The 17,764-nt window shown below is 42.0% G+C and carries 15 protein-coding genes; 8 read left to right on the forward strand and 7 right to left on the reverse strand.

Going from position 1 to position 17,764, the window contains the following annotated elements:
* Nucleotides 1–320 precede the first annotated feature (320 nt).
* The 4 genes from gyrA to H6G77_RS31090 are packed head-to-tail and all read left to right on the forward strand — an operon-like array spanning nucleotide 321 to nucleotide 4,964.
* Nucleotides 321–2,909, forward strand: coding sequence for a DNA gyrase subunit A (gyrA, locus tag H6G77_RS31075; protein WP_190873596.1), 2,589 nt, complete (start codon nucleotides 321–323; stop codon nucleotides 2,907–2,909).
* Nucleotides 2,906–4,585: an apolipoprotein N-acyltransferase gene (gene lnt / locus H6G77_RS31080; protein ID WP_190873597.1), complete on the forward strand. Its 1,680-nt coding sequence runs from the start codon at nucleotides 2,906–2,908 to the stop codon at nucleotides 4,583–4,585. Before gyrA ends, lnt begins: the two co-directional genes overlap by 4 nt.
* Nucleotides 4,586–4,602: 17 nt before the next feature.
* Nucleotides 4,603–4,779 carry a DUF6888 family protein gene (locus tag H6G77_RS31085; protein WP_190589636.1) on the forward strand — a complete coding sequence of 59 codons (177 nt, stop codon included), beginning with the start codon at nucleotides 4,603–4,605 and terminating at the stop codon, nucleotides 4,777–4,779.
* 5 nt (nucleotides 4,780–4,784) lie between these two features.
* Nucleotides 4,785–4,964, forward strand: coding sequence for a DUF6887 family protein (locus H6G77_RS31090; RefSeq protein ID WP_242049359.1), 180 nt, complete (start codon nucleotides 4,785–4,787; stop codon nucleotides 4,962–4,964).
* 246 nt (nucleotides 4,965–5,210) lie between these two features.
* Here the strand turns inward: H6G77_RS31090 and H6G77_RS31095 are convergent, their stop codons facing one another.
* Nucleotides 5,211–6,401, reverse strand: a complete 1,191-nt coding sequence (locus H6G77_RS31095) for an MFS transporter (protein ID WP_190873599.1) — start codon at nucleotides 6,399–6,401, stop codon at nucleotides 5,211–5,213.
* A 567-nt stretch (nucleotides 6,402–6,968) separates the two neighbouring features.
* On the opposite strand from H6G77_RS31095, the gene psb32 reads away from it, so the two are divergent.
* Nucleotides 6,969–7,709 carry a photosystem II repair protein Psb32 gene (gene psb32, locus H6G77_RS31100; RefSeq protein ID WP_190873600.1) on the forward strand — a complete coding sequence of 247 codons (741 nt, stop codon included), beginning with the start codon at nucleotides 6,969–6,971 and terminating at the stop codon, nucleotides 7,707–7,709.
* 70 nt (nucleotides 7,710–7,779) lie between these two features.
* On the opposite strand, the gene H6G77_RS31105 is transcribed toward psb32, so the two are convergent.
* From H6G77_RS31105 to H6G77_RS31115, 3 genes are all read right to left on the reverse strand, one after another.
* Nucleotides 7,780–8,163, reverse strand: a complete 384-nt coding sequence (locus H6G77_RS31105; protein WP_190589640.1) for a DUF4346 domain-containing protein — start codon at nucleotides 8,161–8,163, stop codon at nucleotides 7,780–7,782.
* Nucleotides 8,164–8,247: 84 nt separating this feature from the next.
* On the reverse strand, nucleotides 8,248–8,943 hold the full coding sequence (locus tag H6G77_RS31110; protein ID WP_190589641.1) for an NAD-binding protein: 696 nt from the start codon (nucleotides 8,941–8,943) through the stop codon (nucleotides 8,248–8,250).
* A gap of 486 nt (nucleotides 8,944–9,429) precedes the next feature.
* Nucleotides 9,430–10,764, reverse strand: coding sequence for a TrkH family potassium uptake protein (locus tag H6G77_RS31115; RefSeq protein ID WP_190589642.1), 1,335 nt, complete (start codon nucleotides 10,762–10,764; stop codon nucleotides 9,430–9,432).
* Nucleotides 10,765–10,914: 150 nt separating this feature from the next.
* On the opposite strand from H6G77_RS31115, the gene H6G77_RS31120 reads away from it, so the two are divergent.
* Together H6G77_RS31120 and H6G77_RS31125 are read left to right on the forward strand one after the other, a co-directional pair.
* A complete protein-coding gene (locus H6G77_RS31120; RefSeq protein WP_190873601.1) occupies nucleotides 10,915–11,757 on the forward strand; it encodes a methyltransferase domain-containing protein in 843 nt (280 codons plus the stop codon).
* Between the two features lie 248 nt (nucleotides 11,758–12,005).
* Nucleotides 12,006–13,364, forward strand: a complete 1,359-nt coding sequence (locus H6G77_RS31125) for a hypothetical protein (RefSeq protein ID WP_190873602.1) — start codon at nucleotides 12,006–12,008, stop codon at nucleotides 13,362–13,364.
* Between the two features lie 262 nt (nucleotides 13,365–13,626).
* Here the strand turns inward: H6G77_RS31125 and H6G77_RS31130 are convergent, their stop codons facing one another.
* Nucleotides 13,627–14,196 carry a Uma2 family endonuclease gene (locus tag H6G77_RS31130; protein WP_190589645.1) on the reverse strand — a complete coding sequence of 190 codons (570 nt, stop codon included), beginning with the start codon at nucleotides 14,194–14,196 and terminating at the stop codon, nucleotides 13,627–13,629.
* Nucleotides 14,197–14,514: 318 nt separating this feature from the next.
* Here H6G77_RS31130 and H6G77_RS31135 point away from each other — a divergent pair, with 318 nt between their 5' ends.
* Complete coding sequence (locus H6G77_RS31135; RefSeq protein WP_190873603.1) at nucleotides 14,515–15,129, forward strand: hypothetical protein; 615 nt, start codon at nucleotides 14,515–14,517, stop codon at nucleotides 15,127–15,129.
* A gap of 230 nt (nucleotides 15,130–15,359) precedes the next feature.
* On the opposite strand, the gene H6G77_RS31140 is transcribed toward H6G77_RS31135, so the two are convergent.
* Together H6G77_RS31140 and H6G77_RS31145 are read right to left on the reverse strand one after the other, a co-directional pair.
* Nucleotides 15,360–16,784 carry a WGR domain-containing protein gene (locus H6G77_RS31140; protein ID WP_190873604.1) on the reverse strand — a complete coding sequence of 475 codons (1,425 nt, stop codon included), beginning with the start codon at nucleotides 16,782–16,784 and terminating at the stop codon, nucleotides 15,360–15,362.
* 222 nt (nucleotides 16,785–17,006) lie between these two features.
* Complete coding sequence (locus H6G77_RS31145; RefSeq protein WP_190589648.1) at nucleotides 17,007–17,558, reverse strand: alpha/beta hydrolase; 552 nt, start codon at nucleotides 17,556–17,558, stop codon at nucleotides 17,007–17,009.
* Between the last annotated feature and the right edge of the window lie 206 nt (nucleotides 17,559–17,764).

A 17,764-nucleotide genomic window follows, 5' to 3' on the forward strand; every position in this document is an offset into this window, starting at 1 on the left:
TTGAGTCGTTAACTGTCGCTCATTCTTGACCTCTTGTTGGTTGAGGTTGGGTATAACGAGTATTTTGGCAAATTACGTTTATTTTGGGTAAAATTTGGATATTTTTTTTGTTTAACTCCCGCTTGCTTAGTTAAGCCTGATTTCACACATTCGCAGCAGCTATGAAACCAGAGGCTTGATGATAACTCTGCGGGCAAAAAAAAACAATACGTGCTAGAATTGTATCAAAATATGTCAATTATTCAAGAGTAATTTGGAATAATTTTACGCTTTGCCAACTATAAAGGCTAAATACTACGATTTTTGGAGTTTTTTCGGTTATGACAACCTCACAGGAGAGGATTATCCCAACGGATCTGCGGAACGAAATGTCCCGGTCTTATCTGGAATACGCCATGAGTGTGATAGTAGGTCGGGCGCTACCAGATGCCAGGGATGGTCTGAAACCTGTGCATCGCCGTATTCTCTACGCTATGCACGAGTTAGGTTTACTGCACGATCGCCCATTTAGAAAATGCGCCCGTGTGGTTGGGGAAGTGTTGGGTAAATATCACCCCCACGGCGACACAGCAGTCTATGATGCCTTGGTGCGGATGGCGCAGGATTTTTCCATGCGATCGCCCTTAATCAACGGACATGGTAACTTTGGTTCGGTAGATAACGATCCCCCAGCCGCAATGCGATACACAGAATGTCGCTTGCAAGCTTTAACCAGCGCCGCTTTACTCCAAGACATTGAATCAGAAACCGTAGACTTTGCGGATAACTTCGACGGTTCCCAACAAGAACCCACAGTTTTACCATCGCGCATTCCCCAACTGCTACTCAATGGTTCATCGGGAATTGCGGTGGGGATGGCGACAAATATCCCGCCCCACAACTTAGGCGAACTGATTGACGGGGTAGTCGCGTTGATTCACAACCCCGAAATCACCGACCTCCAGTTAATGCAGTATATCCCTGGGCCAGACTTTCCGACTGGGGCGCACATTCTCGGCACGGCAGCAATTAAAGAAGCTTACACCACTGGGCGTGGTTCGATTACCATGCGCGGTGTCGCTAACATTGAAACCATTGAACAGCGTGGTCGTCCTGAACGGGAAGCAATTATTGTTACTGAATTGCCTTATCAAACCAACAAAGCAGCATTAATTGAGAAAATCGCCGAATTGGTGAATGATAAGCGCATCGAAGGCATTGCAGATATCCGTGACGAAAGCGATCGCGACGGGATGCGAATTGTCATCGAACTCAAGCGCGATGCTTATCCCCGCGTGGTATTGAACAACCTTTACAAGCAAACCCCACTGCAAGCCAACTTTGGGGCGAATATGCTGGCGTTGGTGAACGGGGAACCGCAAATCCTCACCCTCAAGCAGTTTTTAGAAGTCTTTCTCGATTTCCGCATCGTATCCATTACCAGACGCACCCAATACGAACTGCGAAAAGCCGAAGAACGCGACCATATTTTGCAAGGGTTATTGATTGCCTTATCCCATTTAGATGCAATTATTAACTTAATTCGTCATGCGCCGGATGCACCCACAGCCAAAGGTGAATTAATTACAAATTATGGACTTTCGGAAGTCCAAGCCGACGCAATTTTACAAATGCAGCTACGGCGATTGACAGCCCTAGAAGCCGATAAAATTCGCCTAGAACACGAAGATTTGCAAAAACAAATCGCTAATTTACAAGATATTTTGGCGCGGCGAGAAAGAATCTTAGAAATTATTGAAACCGAAATTTCCCAAATTAAAACCAACTTCGCCACACCCCGACGCACAATTATTACCCACGCCGAAGGCGAAATTGATGAACGTGACTTAATTGCGAACGAAAAGGCAATTATTCTGTTAACAGAACAAGGTTACATCAAACGGATGCCGGTGAATACCTTTGAAGCGCAAAGCCGCGCCACCAGAGGTAAAGCCGCAGCCAAAGTCAAAGATGATGATACAGTAGAGCATTTCTTAACTTGCTGCGACCACGACAGTGTTTTATTCTTTAGCGATCGCGGTGTAGTTTACTGTCTCAAAGCTTATCAAATTCCTGTGGGTTCCCGTACCAGTCGCGGTACACCCATCGTCCAGATGTTACCCATTCCCAAAGAAGAGAAAATCACCTCCATTGTCCCCGTTGATGAATTCAGCGACGACGAATATTTAGTCATGCTAACTAAAGGTGGCAATATCAAGAAAACCGCATTAGCCGCCTTTAGTAATATTCGCGCCAATGGTTTAATTGCTATTTCCTTAGAAGAAGGGGATCAACTACGGTGGGTACGTCGCGCCAGAGTTGAAGATAGCATCATCATTGGTTCACGTCTGGGGATGGCCATTCACTTTAGATGTACCCACGAACAACTGCGTCCTCTAGGGAGGGCGACCCGTGGTGTGAAATCAATGAAACTCAAAACCGGCGATGAACTTGTGGGGATGGATATTATTCCCGCCGCTATTTTAGACACACTCGACACGGGAACAGAAGAGTCAGACATCGAAGAAATCGAAACCGAAGAAGTCGAAATTATCGAAGAAACCACAGAAGTAGCAGCTAACGGTAGTGTCGGCCCTTGGGTGCTAGTTATTACAATGGGCGGCTATGGGAAACGTGTTCCCGTCGGGCAATTCCGCTTGCAAAACCGCGCAGGTCAAGGTTTAATGGCGACTAAATTCAAAAACCGCAAAACCAAAGACAAATTAGCCACCTTGCAAATCGTCAACAACGACGACGAAATCATGATGGTCACAAATCGCGGTATTATTATCCGGCAGGCGACCAATGCGATTTCAATACAATCGCGATCGGCAACAGGTGTGAGAGTGCAACGCTTGGATGAGGATGATGCCATTACCGGAGTTGCGATCGTACCGCCTGATACGGGTGATACAGAAGAAGCGGAATGAACGCAAAAGTAAAAAGTAAAAAGGAAAAAGGAAAAGGCGATCATTCATTTTTAACTTTTGCCTTTTACCTTTTGCTTTCTCTGATTAGTGGCGTTTTGATGGGGCTAACCGTTGCGCCTGTGGGTGCGTGGTTTCTGGCTTGGATAGCCTTAGCCCCACTTTGGGTAATAGTTGTTCAAAAAAGTAAACATCATTTAGAAGCTAAAAAGCCAAAACCCTGGCTTCTACCTTTTACCTCCTTCGGAGTTCGCCAGTCGCTCATGGGGGAAACCCCCAAGACCGCGCTGGCTCACTTTTACCTTTTACCCTTACTCTGGGGTATCGGTTATCACAGCGTCGCCTTATTTTGGATTACTGGTATACACCCGATGGATTGGTTGGGTGTACCTTGGTGGCCGAGTTTAGCTATCACCGTGTTTTGCTGGGGATTTATTAGCCTGTGGGGAGGGCTATTTGTAACTATTTGGGGTGCGGTGATGGCACACCTGAATCAGTCAAAACCTTGGTTGCGTGTTTTAATTGGTACAGCCTTATGGTGCGGCTTAGAAAGTTTGTGGAGTTCCGGTTCGCTGTGGTGGAGTTCTCTAGCTTATACTCAATCACCGCATAACTTGATAATTTTACACCTCGGTCAACTCTCTGGCCCTAATACTGTAACATCTGCGATCGCCTCAATCAATGGCCTCATCGCCGAAGCCTACCTATCCTCTGCGTTCTCTGCGCCTCGGCGGTTCGTAAATAAATATTTAACCTCAGCAACAGCATTATTCATCACCCTACACCTAATAGGCTTTTACCTATACAGCCAACCCATAGCCCAACCACCAGAAGCAGCCTTAAAAATTGGCATCATTCAAGGTAACATCCCCAACAAAATCAAAGTCAAACCTGAAGGTTATCGCCGCGCCATTACAGGCTATACAAATGGCTATGTAACTCTCGCCGCACAAGGTGTTAATGCAGTCCTCACACCCGAAGGCGCGTTACCTATCTTTGAACGCAATTTTGGAGATACGCCCTTAATTTCCGCAGTCCAAAAAACAGGCGTAGTAATTTGGGTTGGTGCATTTGGGGAAAAAGGACGCAGTTATACAAACAGTTTATTTACAGTTAATAGCAAAGGTGAAACCACCAGCCGCTACGATAAATCGAAATTAGTACCCTTGGGCGAATTTATACCCTTTGAAGAAATTTTAGGTAAATTAATTAGTCGCTTATCACCGTTAGATGAACACCAAGTTCATGGTGCAGCCAACCAGATATTTGATACACCTTTTGGTAGGGCGATAGTTGGTATTTGCTACGAATCTGCATTTCCTGAAATATTTCGCCGTCAAGCTGCGGCGGGTGGACAATTTATCCTCAGTTCTTCTAACGATGCCCATTACAGTGCAGCCATGCCATTCCAGCATCATGCTCAGGATATCATGAGAGCAATTGAAACAGATAGGTGGTCAGCACGAGCAACAAATACAGGCTATTCAGCTTTTGTCGATCCCCACGGTAGAACATTGTGGATATCTGGCTATAACATCTATGAAACTCACGCAGAGACTATATATCGCCGCCAAACGCAGACTTTATACGTGCGTTGGGGAGATTGGTTAACACCGTTGTTGTTGGGTTTGGGTGTTGTGGGTTGGTTTGTGGGTAAAACTAAGAGAGGCTCAACGTAAATTAAAATAAGGAGGATATGGAACCAACACCGGAGCAGTTACGAGCGTTATACCGTAGATGCGTAGCAGCAAGTAATTTAATGCAGCCAATCAATATAGTTAGATTGGACGAACGTACCAAACGAATTTTTGTTTTGATTGGAGACACAATTGAAGTAGAAATCTTTCCCAATGGAGAGGTATTTATTAAATGAGCAAAATGAATTTTGATGAAATGTCTGATAAGGATTTGCTGAGTTACATTAGAGCTCATCCTCATGACACAGAAGCGTTTCACAAATATATGGACAGATTGAATGAACGCCCTGGTGTGCTTTGCACTACAGATGAAGAATTTGAGGCTGAACTACGAAAACGTATTAATAAGTCGCAAGCTTAAAGCAAAAACTAAAGCGTTGTGTTTACAGCATAACGCTTTTCTGTTTAGTGCAGTACAAATTGATAGAGGCTAGGCAATACTTTTCGGATAAGGAATTTACTTGTGAAGGTATCTTGGGTGCAGGGGTGCAGGGGCGCAAGGGAGAATTAACAGTAACCTCTCCCCTGCCCCTCTGCTCCCATGCTCCCCTGCGGTCTAAACAAGCAAATTAAGTGATTAACAGCTTATAGACCCAGATTCTTTGATTTAAACGGGTTTATCTGTTAACTCTGGTTGGGATTTATTCGCTTGCAATTGCACCCAAGCAAAGAAGGGAATTGCGAGTAGTTGAGTTGCAGTCGAAAAGATGACTAATAAGGTGATGGAGCGATCGTACAAAACACCCATTAAAGTGCTGCCTAAAAACCAAGCAAAACCATAACCTGTACTGAAGATACCATAAGCTGTGGCGCGTTTGTTTTTGGGGACAAGTCCTGCGATCGCAGCTTTTAAAATTGACTCTTGCGCTCCCATCCCAATACCCCACAATGCTATACCTAACAACGCTAATTGGGTATTGCCTAAAAACACCAAAGGCGCAAAAAAAGATGAGACAAAAGCTGCAATCATCAAAATCGAAATACCTGCGCGGTCAAATAAATAGCCAAATATCAGCGCAGCTACGGCATCAACTCCCATTGCCAAGGCATAAAATAAGGGGATTGTTTGCCCAGAAGCAATATCTCCTTTTTGGAAATGAAAAGCAATTAACGGAAAATCTGCATAACCAGCCGCAATAATCGCCACTGCACCCAGATAAATCCAAAATACTCGCGGGATTCCGTCTTCTTGACTCGTTTCATCTTCAATTTCCAAGTCACTGGGGTTGGGATACAAAAATTGCAAAACCAATAACACAATCAATCCCAACACCGCAGGTACAATCAAAATCGTGAAGCCGTTGCGATACTCTCCTTGGAAATAAACCATTGCTGCTACTGCTAAAGGCCCCATCACAGCCCCGGTTTGATCCATTGCTTCATGCAAACCAAAGCCAAAACCTCTACCAATTTGACTCACACCATGAGATAGGAGTGCATCTCGCGGGGGAGTCCGCACGGCTTTACCTGTGCGTTCTGCCATCATCAAACCTGCGGCTACTTCCCATCTGCCAGCAAAAGCCAATAGTGGGACAACGGCAGTATTCAAAATAAATCCTAAAGTTGTAATACCCCAATACTTGCGCGTCTGGTCGCTGAGATAACCAATCACGAGGCGCAAACCATACCCAATCAGTTCACCAAAACCCGCTACTAGGCCTACCACAGTGCCGCTTGCACCTAACACTTGCAAATAAGCCCCTGTAATACTGCGTGCGCCTTCATAAGTAGCATCAGCACAAAGGCTAACAAAACCCAGTAATATTACAAACTTTAATGCGGCTGATTTCTGCGGCATATTTTTGGATCAATAAAATAGCTTCTTCATAGAATTCTGTCTGCACTCTGGGTTAGAAACCGGAAAAAATCACCCTTTTTCTGACAAATAGCTTTTTGTAGCAGTGAAAAAGACAGAAATTCGGTTATATCATAAAGTTCTTCAATTCTCGGTAAAGTCCGCAGAGAGAAATTCAGGGGTGTGGGAGGATGGTGAAGAAATTTTTCCCCCCACACTCCCCCCTCTCCCCCTGACTGGTGTAGGTTTTTTACGTTATGCCCCAAAAAACTTGATTTAGGGTGTAGGGGTGTAGGGGTGTGAGGGGGTGGAACTCTGATTAAATCGTGATTTTTAGAGTCGCTACTCATCACTCTGTTAAAAACCTACACTTGTGAGCCCCTCTCCCCACACCCCCTACCCATACGTGAGAAATTAGGGTATAGGGGTGTACTTATTCAAAATCCTTACAACCCAAACCCTTTCACCCAATTTTTCTGTTCCCTTCAACATAGATAAATTCCTGAACAGGGTGATTTTGTCATTGATTGTGTAGTATTTTTGGTGCTAGTCTGTCTTAGGATCAATCAAATGAAACAGCTCCTCAGAACAGTATTTGGCATTAAAACATACATCATTTGGCTGCTAACACCAATACTGGCAATTATTCTTGGTGCATCACTTTTGGCTACCCCGGCGTTAGCTACTGGTGTGTATCAAATTCCGAATTTAACCCCCGGTGGAGACTGGGTTGTAGATCAAGGTGAAGTGCTAAGTCGCATTAGCGAAGGTAAGATTAGTGGTACCTTTGGAGATTTAGCCAAGAAAACTGGCAATGAAGTGCGATTTGTCACTATTCGCCGTTTAGATTATGGTGAAACACCAGAAAGCTTTACTAAAGGGCTGTTTGAAAAATGGTTTCCCACCAAAGAGGCGCAAGCAAACCAAACTTTGTTAGTGCTGGATACTGTTACTAACAACACTGCAATTATTACCGGGGATCAAGTCAAGTCTTTGTTGACTGATGCTATTGCTGAAAGTGTCGCTACAGAAACCTTAGCTGCACCATTACGCAACGGTGATAAATATAATCAGGCATTTTTGGATGCGAGCGATCGCTTAGTGAAAGTTCTCTCTGGTGAACCCGACCCCGGCCCACCACAAATTGTCGATAAAGAAACGGTAGAAGGCACCTTTACCAAAGCAGAGGATACCGACAAAGGTAGTGCAACTGCTTGGGTGATAGGTCTGTTAATTGCAGCAACCGTCATCCCGATGGCGACTTACTACATATATCAAGTAAATCAGCCACAGCCACCATCTAACGGCTAACTCTGAAGTATGAAGGCTGAAGTATGAAGTCAAAAATTTCAGACTTCACACTTCATACTTCATACTTTCTTTAGTCTTGAACATACTCTTGTCCTGTAACTAAAGCCACCTCAGCACGGACAAATTCTCGTCCTAAATAAGCTGCATGGTTTAACTGCGACACTGGACAAGGGTGAGTTTGTTCAAAAATTTTCACACTGAGTTCCTTGGCAGTTCTGCCACTGTAAACTGTGCTGTGAGTTCTTTCCACCTTACCCCGCGCCGGAATGACTTTACCTGTTTCGGGATCTACAGCTAAACCATGCTCATCAATTACATTCGTAAAATGCTTGGCGTGGATTAATCCCTCCCCTCTATCCAAATAGATGATGAAATAGCCAGCCGGGTCAAGGTCAATATGACGCTGAGAAAGTCTATCATCTATTGCTGCTAAATCTTTAACTATTAAATCCATAACTCCGATCAAACACAAAATTCTTTTTTCAGGGTTTTTACACCATATACTTAAGTGTAATTCCTATGTTCCTCAATCAGAGCATTAAATGGGTAAGCGATTAATATCTTTATTACAGCCAATTACCACCATTGCTGAACCACGTTCTAGTCGCTGGTGGGGGTTTGGGTTGATGGCAAATTTACCATCTTGACTAACAGCCAGCAAATTTAAACCATAACGGTTACGCAGTTGAATTTCGGTAATGGTTTTGCCATGAAATTCATCAGGCACAATCATCTCAACAATACTATGGTCTGGGTCGAGGTCAAATCTATCTAATATAGATGGTTTGGTAAGAGTACGTGCTAAAGCACAGCCGGCTTCATACTCCGGGAAAACAACATGATCTGCACCGACTCTATGCAATAACTTGCGGTGAACTTCACTAGAAGCTTTCGCCACAACATGAGGTACACCACCTTCTTTGACATTGAGAGTAGTAATAATACTTTCTTGAACGTAATTACCGATCGCTACAATTACTGTATCAAATTCAAAAATCCCTGCTTCTTTCAGTGCGGCTGGTTCTGTAGAATCTAATTGCAAAGCATGACCAACGATTTCTTCTGTCAACGCCTCACAAACTCTTTTTTCATCAACATCTGTTGCTAAAACTTGATAACCAAACTTATGCAGGGTTGAACATACAGACCGACCAAACCGACCTAGCCCAATGACCGCAAATTGCTGATTATCTTTACGTAGGCTGCGAAAAAAACCTAGTGATGCAAGGTTCACAGTTGCTTTCCTTATTAACGCTCCCTGTATTTAGGACAAAAAATTCTGAAATCTCACTTAAAGTAACAATTTTTATTTTTTGCCTAGTGTTTCATATTTTATCAGTTTAAGTTAATAGTATTGATACTCAGTACGGTTATCCCAACAGTTAGTTTTCGTTATCCATAAATAAATACCCGACTTCTTGAAGAAGTCGGGGATCTGAGCCTTTCAATTTTTACAAATTCAATGGAATTGGTATGTTTAATTTTTGCCTTGTATCTAGTACAGTTCGGCGTAAATAAACAGACCACACTTCGACTAGGCGGTAGTTGAATCTCGACACTTCTCCTACCGGAGACGCTACGCGAACGACAAGCTCAGTGCATCGCTTCGCTCGATTACCGCGAAGCCGAAACTCAGTGACCATAAGATATTGCTAAAAGGCTTGTGGTATCGTTATTCTTTCTTTTTACTTTTGCCTTTTTACTTTTGCCTTGTATCTAGCTATCCCACCAATAGGTTTTCTTCAGGATAGTGAATTCTTGTCGGGCGGGGGTCGCCTAAAATCGCGGACATTAACAAGAGAACCCCAACTCTACCAATGTACATGGTGATAATTAATATTAGTTTAGCGGCGGTGGAGACTGTACCTGTAATCCCTGTAGAAAGACCAACGGTAGCAAAGGCGGATACTACTTCAAATAAAATTTGAATAAAGTCTAACTTTGGATCTGTTAAAGAAATTAGAACCGTTGCCAAAATTACCGTAGCTACAGAACCAACCAATACACCCACGGCTTTCAATATTAAAGAGATAGCGATTTTGCGGTCATACAATAAAACTTCTTCTTTACCTTGCAAAATTGCTTTTGTACAACTTGTCAAAACTCGCAAAGTTGTGGTTTTTATCCCCCCGCCTGTACCACCAGGACTAGCACCAATAAACATCAAAGCAATGGTAATGAATAGACCAGCAGTGGTCATTTTAGCAATATCTATAGTGTTGAATCCGGCAGTTCTAGGAGTGACTGATTGAAACCAAGCTACTAAAAACTGACCGCCTAAGTCTAAGTTACCAAAAGTTTCAGGATTCCTAATTTCAATACAAAAAAAGGCAATTGTGCCGAGAATTAACAGAATTAAAGTTGTGCTGGTGGCAACTTTAAAGTCTAAAGAAAGTACTAAAATTGTCTTTTGTTTGAGAATGCGATCGCGCAACCAAAGATACATTTCTAAAATAACTTGATAACCGATACCGCCAAAGATAATTAATGTCGTGACTGTGAAAACTACTAACACAGATGTTTGATAACCAATCAAGTTATCTTTAAATAAACTAAATCCTGCATTATTCCAAGAATTCACACTATGAAAAATCGCTAACCATAGCCCTTGTAACCAACCATATTGCGGTACAAAAACAGGCAAAAGTAAAAATATCCCAGTAATTTCAAAAATTAAAGTCGTGGCAATAATTGAGCGAATCACTTGGGCGCTACCTTGCATTCCTGGTCTGTCTAATGCTTGTTGAATCGCCATTTTTTGCCGCAGGTCAAATTTATGCCCAATCAGCAAAATCAAAAATGTAGTGGTTGTCATATATCCCAAACCACCAATTTGAACTAACAAGGCAATAAACAACTGACCCCAAAAAGAAAAATAAGTCCCAGGGTCAACAACTGATAAACCAGTCACACAAACGGCAGATGTTGAGGTGAACAATGCCACCACTAAATTATTCCAACTGCCGTCACTAGTTGAAATTGGCAGCATCAACAAAATCGTGCCGACAGTGATGACAGCCATAAAACCCAAGCAAATTGTCCGCGAAACAGTCATATTAAGGTAGAGCCTCTCAATTCTTCCAGGCGGGTTTACTTAATTAAATTTTCCTGGAAAGGAAAAACATCTTTATTTAATTAAAAACACACATGGTAGCCTACCAGTATGTTGATTTAAACACTGTTTTGTCTTAGCATTATTTGTTTTATGAATACAACACTATATCAGCAAATTCAGCAGTTTTACGATGCTTCTTCGGGTTTATGGGAAGAAGTTTGGGGCGAACACATGCACCACGGCTACTACGGTGCAGATGGAACGCAACCAAAAGACCGCCGTCAAGCACAAATTGATTTAATTGAAGAATTGCTGAATTGGGCAGATGTCAAAACAGCAACTAACATTTTGGATGTGGGTTGTGGTATTGGCGGTAGTTCTTTATATTTAGCCGAAAAGTTTCATGCTCGGACTACTGGTATTACTTTAAGTCCTGTGCAGGCGGCGAGAGCCACAGAACGCGCCCAAGAAATGCTGTTACAGGTAAGAAGTAAGTTTTTAGTGGCTAATGCTCAAGCTATGCCCTTTGCAGATGATAGTTTTGATTTGGTTTGGTCACTGGAAAGTGGCGAACACATGCCTGATAAAACCCAGTTTTTGCAAGAATGTTATCGGGTATTAAAACCGGGTGGGACTTTAATTATGGCGACTTGGTGTCATCGAGCCACAGATGATGCACCCTTAACAGCAGATGAACAAAAGCATTTGCAAGATATTTATCGGGTGTATTGTTTGCCTTATGTAATTTCCTTACCGGAGTATGAAGCGATCGCTCATCAACTACCATTAAAAAATATCCGCACTGCTGATTGGTCAGTTGCGGTTGCACCATTTTGGAATGTCGTAATTGATTCCGCAATCACACCTAGTGCAATTTTTGGCTTGTTGCGTTCTGGCTGGAATACCATTCAAGGAGCCTTAGCACTAGGGTTAATGAGTCGCGGTTATGAAAGTGGGTTAATTAAGTTTGGTTTGGTGTGCGGGAATAAGTAGAAATTCCCACTTCTTGAATATCTGAGAAAGGGCAAGATTCAAAGCCTCTCTCCGCTTCGGGGAGCCAGCGCGTTGCGGAGGTTCCCTCCGTTGTAGCGACTGGCGTGAGAGGTTTGGAGATGGGTTTCAAGAATAAGTTGCACATCGCGTGAAATACCCAAATACCCTAAAAGAAATATGGCTATTGCTAGATGTGGTTCTCTGCCAAGACGCTATAGGCTACAACTGTTGAGCAGAGAGATTCGCTTGTGGATGTCCTAGTAAAAAGAGCGCAAACACTTAAACAAGCTTTGGTTGATTTTGTCCTAGATGCTGAAGGTGAACTGGCGCAAGCTTTAGAGGTTTATGCAGCTGCACAGTCGCATAAGGGAAATGGGGACAATACGCAACAAGATTTAATTATTGATCGGTTTATTACAGAAGGGAAAGTTGGTGATAGTTCACCCATTGAGTTATTTATTGCCAGTAATGCAGATTTAACCGATGGCGATCGCAATTTACTCAACAGTTGGCATCGTAGCTTTATTGGCTTATTTACCATCACCCAAATTTTACCTGATGGTTTGGAATTGATGAACTGGCTTACGGCTAAACATTACATAGTCCTGACTGCTAAAAATTATATTGTTAAGTCTAACGGTAGTGAAAAACAACAGGGCGTATCTCGTTTCCAGCCAGGAGATATATTACTTACCCGCATTTCTCCTTTGACGGAAAATGAATGGATATTTTCTGGGCCTCACACATTTTTAGGTAAGCTTGGCAAGCCAAAACTGGCTGTGGCTATTGGTAATTTTAAAGATAATTATAAAAGTCATCTTTACAGCGATGCTCCAGACTTACTAGAAGAAGCATGGCACTCAGTCGAGCAGTATCATCAGCAGTTTGTTGACTTTTTTGGTAGTGATGAAATTACTTTACCAGGATATCAATTAAATAAAAAAATAGTTGAATTTCAAGCAATTATCAGTGAGAAATATCTCCAAGCTGCTGGATTAGATACTTCTAAATCTTTAGATGAGGTAGCAGCAGAAGCAGGCATTAGCCAAGATGAAATCGCCGCAGCCGCACAAGAAGTTGGGGTAGACTCTAATGTAGTTTCGCAAATGCTAAATGGTAAAAATGGTCAACAAAAAATGGTTGCGCCAAAGGTTGATTTACCTGCCGAGTTGCGAAAAGCGGAACAAGTCACAACCATTTCTCATCCCCGTTGGGGTTTGATATTTTTACCAACCTATACTAAATTTAAAAATATTTTATTAGCTGATGATTGGCACAAAATTGAAGGTGCAGAAAAATTAATGCGTTATTATCTAGAAGATAAAAGTATCAATGCTTATATTTGGCATCGATTAGCACAACAATACCCAAATCAACTCGAAAAAGTTTTACAAGATTTTTTGCAGCATCCAGATTTTAACTTGAGTAATGACTTAGATAAACTCTTGCAAGATTATGGTAAACCTATCGAACCAGAATTACCAGAAATAGCCAGTGTGCCTTTACATTTGCATAATTTATTTCAAGAAGCACTAGCAGAAGTTAATAAAACTAAACCTAAAGCTAAGGGACAAAAACAAACAGCAAAAGGTTTTCAACGAGGTTAAGTTAAAGCGTTTTTCATCTCCATGAGATACATTTTTCTGGGTGCATCCCAGTTTTTATTTTTCACATAGAGGATAATTGTCATTGCGTTCGCGTAGCGTCTCGCAGAGAGGAGGAACGACGAAGCAATCTCATGCACTTGTTCAGAATGGTAAGATTTTGCGATTGCTTCGTTCCTCGCAATGACATATAAAAAAGTGGGATGCTCCCCATTTCTCTAGTCTCTATCCCCTATCAATTTGTACTGCACTAAACCGAAAAACGCTATAAGATTAATTGCATTTCAAATCCCGGTAATACATCTTCTCCAGAAAGAATTGTTGGTATTTGTATGACTTCGACAGGTTGTGCGAGTCGATAAATTTCCACTGTGCCATCTTGATAATTAATCAGCCATCCTAAACGCAAACCATTTTCTATATATTCTTGCATTTTCTCTTGCAGAGATTTGAGCCTATCTGTTTCGGAACGCAGTTCAATCGCAAAATCTGGTACAAGTGGCGGGAATTTTTTACGCTGTTCTGGTGTTAAAGCTTCCCACCTTGCCAATTTTACCCAAGCTGCATCGGGAGAACGTTTTGCACCATTCGGTAATATAAAGATAGTTGAAGAACTAAAAACTTTGCCTAATTTAGCTTGACGGTTCCAGATTTCTAAATCAGTTATTAAGCCAGCTTCTTGATTTCCGCTTTCTCCTCCAACTGGTGGCACAATAATCAACTCTCCTGCTGCACTCATTTCTAGGCTGAGATCACGGTTAGCAAGACACAATTGATAGAATTGTTCATCACTTAAATGTGCTATCGGTTCTAGATTGAGAACCACAGTATTCATTTAGCTTTTCCTCGTGCCTTTTTTGCTCACTGGTAGCGAGTGAGTTGAGCGATCGCAAAAACCCAACCTTACTCTACAAGTATAGGACTCATATTTGAGTTATAAAAAAAATTAGTACATCTAGCTCAGGCTTTTTTCCTACTCCCCACTCTCCATTCCCTACTCCCTACCTACACAAATAGATTCAGAAATCAAACCGGATTCTGATATAACTTTGCTAAGTCTGAGGATAAATTTACTTCACCTTCCAGATGCACAGAAACCGTAAAATTCAACTTTGATATTGTATAACTTGATGTAAGTTCTCAGGTTCAGAATATGGCAAGCTTAAATCGTGTGCTATTTACTCAGGATACAATTCTTAAACAAGAGCCAGTACAATCGGGTCAGTTGCCAAGTACGAAACAACAAAATATTCCCCTTGGTACTCTACTGGTGTTGAAGTCTTACGAAATCCCGGCGGCTCATTCTGAGTACTATAAATTATCTTTAGAAGATATTCAATTTAAGGGTTTTAGTAGTAACTGGTATGCCTTTGGCAAACACGCCAAAATTATCCCAGATGAAATTACGCCTGTGACAAATATTCAAGCGATCGCCACTAAACAACAAGCCAAAAATACAGTAAATATAATTGTAGATCGCCAGTCTGTCGGCAATAAACAAGGTTTCCTCAAACTGGTGTTTAATGCAGATACCATCATTAAGCGCCAACCCGTAGATTCTAAGGTGCTGAATGATCAATCCAAGCAGGCAATTCCAGGCGGTACAGAATTAATTTTATTCACCGATAAGCCAGACAACAATAATATTGTGAAATTTACCCTCCAGGATAATCATCTCAAATTTAATCTGAAGGATATTGAGTTTAAAGGTTTCTCGAAAGATTGGTTTGTCTTTACCCAGCACGTTGGTATTCAACGTGTTGATTAAAAAACGTAGAGACTATAGGAATACGGTTTGATTCCTGAATCTATTTGTGTAAGTAGGGAGTAGGGAATGGGGAGTGGGGAGTAGGAAAGAAGCATGATCTGGGTGTACTAATTTAAATGGGGTTGAGTGCTGAAAGGGTGTGGATGAAAGGGTTTTTGATACATACCCCGCAGTATATACTCCCTATTCCCTACTCCCTACTCCCACCCCAGGTTACGTGCAACTGGGTGTTAATTGTTAATCTTTTTAATATCGCCATAGGCGCGATAAAAGCCGCCTCTAGCTGATTCGCGGATTTCTTGGACGAGATAGCGATCGCCTGCTTGGCGAATATCTTTGGGAAACTGCACATTCCAGTTAGAATTGTAGCCTGGGGAAATAACTCTGACGCGCAGTTTACTGCCATCTTGGAAACACTCGACAATTACCCCACCACTTGTATCTGTGGTAGTTTCCAGAACAGCCGAAGGTGTGACTCCCTCAGTTTTTGGCGCTTTAATCACAGTTGCTTCAGGAATTGTACCAGCTTGAGCAGAGGCGATCGCATCTTCACTAGCATCAATACAAGCTAAAGTCCCATCGGTAGTAACAATATAAATTCGAGATTCGTAAAACTGCATAGATAAAGCAGAACCGCAACCAGTCCCCAACTTCCACAGTCTTTCCCCGGCTTGGTTAAAGCAGTAAATCGAAGAATTATTGTCACCAGCAAACACATATTTACCATTTTGGGCTGTAGCGCAAGAATAAACTGAGGAATCACACTTATATACTGTTAGTGGTTGACCTTGCTTACTAAAACTATAAATTTTGCGATCGCTTGCACCAGCGTAAACTGTGGATGCTTCTTGCCAACCAAATAATACACTCCCGGCGGTTTTTTGATGCCACAGCATTCGACCTTCTTTGTTATCGTACATAGTCACTCCTTGACTATGACCGTGATAAATTCCCGCTTCATCACAGCGAACCATCCAGCCAGAATTACCTTGACTCAACCGCGTCCATTGTGATTCATCATCATGATCTATAGTTGTCACACCACCATTGACATCAGAGACAGCCAATAAACCATCTTTAATATCAAGCCAGAATATATCGACATTTTCATCAATTTTGTAAGCAACGCGGGGTAACTTCCCAGTCAAATCGTAGACATTACCATCATCACAGCCAGCGTAAATCCAGATATCATCAGCAACTAAACATTTCACCCCATCAGGTAGCTTAAACTGATTGCTCACTTTACCTTCATGGTTCAAAGCAAAAACTTGACCTGCTTGATTACCCAACCAGCAACGGTTAGCATCAATAAAAATCCCAAAAGCGGCGGAATTAGCTGTAAACTTCCACAAAATTGGTGATTGTTTGGCTGTGGAAGCCGTACTAGTCACTTCGCGGCGAGTCACAGGACGCTTTTGACGCACACCCATCACCGCTTTTTCATAGCCTTTTTTCAACTTTTCGTTAATTTTTTTCGCCGCTTCTGCTTTTGCTTTTTCTGATGTCGGGTAAGTTTTCGTCTGGGTTTGTCCCGCGTCACCAATACGACCGTAGCGGATGCTTACTTGAGTATCTTCAACAATCACCTCATAAAACTTGTGGGAACTTCCACTATCTTCTGATAACTCTAGGTAGGTTATTTCCTTAGTCATGACATTTTCTCGTTAGAACTGAATGTAAATATAAGGAGTGGTATACAAATAAATTGACCATCCTTAATCGGTTCTAACTATTACCAAGGTCGTATGTCGATAAGCTTTGGTTGTTTAAGCGAAATTAGCGGTTGTAACCTGCGTTCATACAGGTAAAACTCGGTTGTGTGGGTTGAAGATTTGTTTATTTCTAGAATTAGATCCTTCCTGAAAACTCAGTACTTAAAGGATTTTCGCCAAACTACTGAGTCTTTCATAAACCGGGATGAGGCGATCGCCTTCTATTTCCACAGTATGATCTGGATAATGACGAATTGCGCCTAACAAAGTAATTTCCCCATCTTGTTGAATAGATTTATTCAAAGATGTTTCTAGCGCCTGTGCGTCTAAATCTCCCCCAGGCGGATGCACCACATCCCCAACTTGAGCTAGTAAAATCGGCCCTGTCCAGCCAGACAGCAAGCTATTTAAATAAGCAGGTTCAGCTTTAATACCTGCGACTAAGGCTTTACGTGCTACATTTGGGTCTTGTTTAGCCGCTTGCAAATAATTGCTAATTGTTGGGGTAGTCTTACCTGTTTGCACAAACTCGTTCAATTCTGCAACCGAAACAGGCCCTTGAAAGCTACCATACTTTAAAATCACTTGTTCAGCAGCATTAGCACTAGCACTGAATAACAAAACACTAGCACCAACTCCTAAAGCCACTGTCTGACTCAAGAATTTACTAAACTTCCACCTGGTTAATTGATTCCAAACTTGAAAAATCTGCATTGAATTTAACTTCCTAGTGGTGTGGAGCGTACACAAGTCTAAAATATCTAAGCTTTCTGCTCACGACAACATATTAACTAGGTTATCTAACATCAATACCGTAGCCAATTTACGAGGGTTCAACACCTGTAGAAACGGGATGAATACGTCCTAAAGAAGTAAGCTTGGCAAAAATCTGACTTAATAAAATAGGCTCAGGCATTTCA

It is taken from the genome of Aulosira sp. FACHB-615 (assembly GCF_014698045.1).
Taxonomy (GTDB): Bacteria; Cyanobacteriota; Cyanobacteriia; order Cyanobacteriales; family Nostocaceae; genus Nostoc_B.

Bases quoted from the DNA above. Each gene is read 5' to 3' on its own strand.
- gyrA (WP_190873596.1), top strand. From the start codon at position 321: ATGACAACCTCACAGGAGAGGATTATCCCAACGGATCTGCGGAACGAA.
- lnt (WP_190873597.1), top strand. From the start codon at position 2,906: ATGAACGCAAAAGTAAAAAGTAAAAAGGAAAAAGGAAAAGGCGATCAT.
- H6G77_RS31085 (WP_190589636.1), top strand. From the start codon at position 4,603: ATGGAACCAACACCGGAGCAGTTACGAGCGTTATACCGTAGATGCGTA.
- H6G77_RS31090 (WP_242049359.1), top strand. From the start codon at position 4,785: ATGAATTTTGATGAAATGTCTGATAAGGATTTGCTGAGTTACATTAGA.
- H6G77_RS31095 (WP_190873599.1), bottom strand. From the start codon at position 6,401: ATGCCGCAGAAATCAGCCGCATTAAAGTTTGTAATATTACTGGGTTTT.
- psb32 (WP_190873600.1), top strand. From the start codon at position 6,969: ATGAAACAGCTCCTCAGAACAGTATTTGGCATTAAAACATACATCATT.
- H6G77_RS31105 (WP_190589640.1), bottom strand. From the start codon at position 8,163: ATGGATTTAATAGTTAAAGATTTAGCAGCAATAGATGATAGACTTTCT.
- H6G77_RS31115 (WP_190589642.1), bottom strand. From the start codon at position 10,764: ATGACTGTTTCGCGGACAATTTGCTTGGGTTTTATGGCTGTCATCACT.
- H6G77_RS31120 (WP_190873601.1), top strand. From the start codon at position 10,915: ATGAATACAACACTATATCAGCAAATTCAGCAGTTTTACGATGCTTCT.
- H6G77_RS31130 (WP_190589645.1), bottom strand. From the start codon at position 14,196: ATGAATACTGTGGTTCTCAATCTAGAACCGATAGCACATTTAAGTGAT.
- H6G77_RS31135 (WP_190873603.1), top strand. From the start codon at position 14,515: ATGGCAAGCTTAAATCGTGTGCTATTTACTCAGGATACAATTCTTAAA.
- H6G77_RS31140 (WP_190873604.1), bottom strand. From the start codon at position 16,784: ATGACTAAGGAAATAACCTACCTAGAGTTATCAGAAGATAGTGGAAGT.
- H6G77_RS31145 (WP_190589648.1), bottom strand. From the start codon at position 17,558: ATGCAGATTTTTCAAGTTTGGAATCAATTAACCAGGTGGAAGTTTAGT.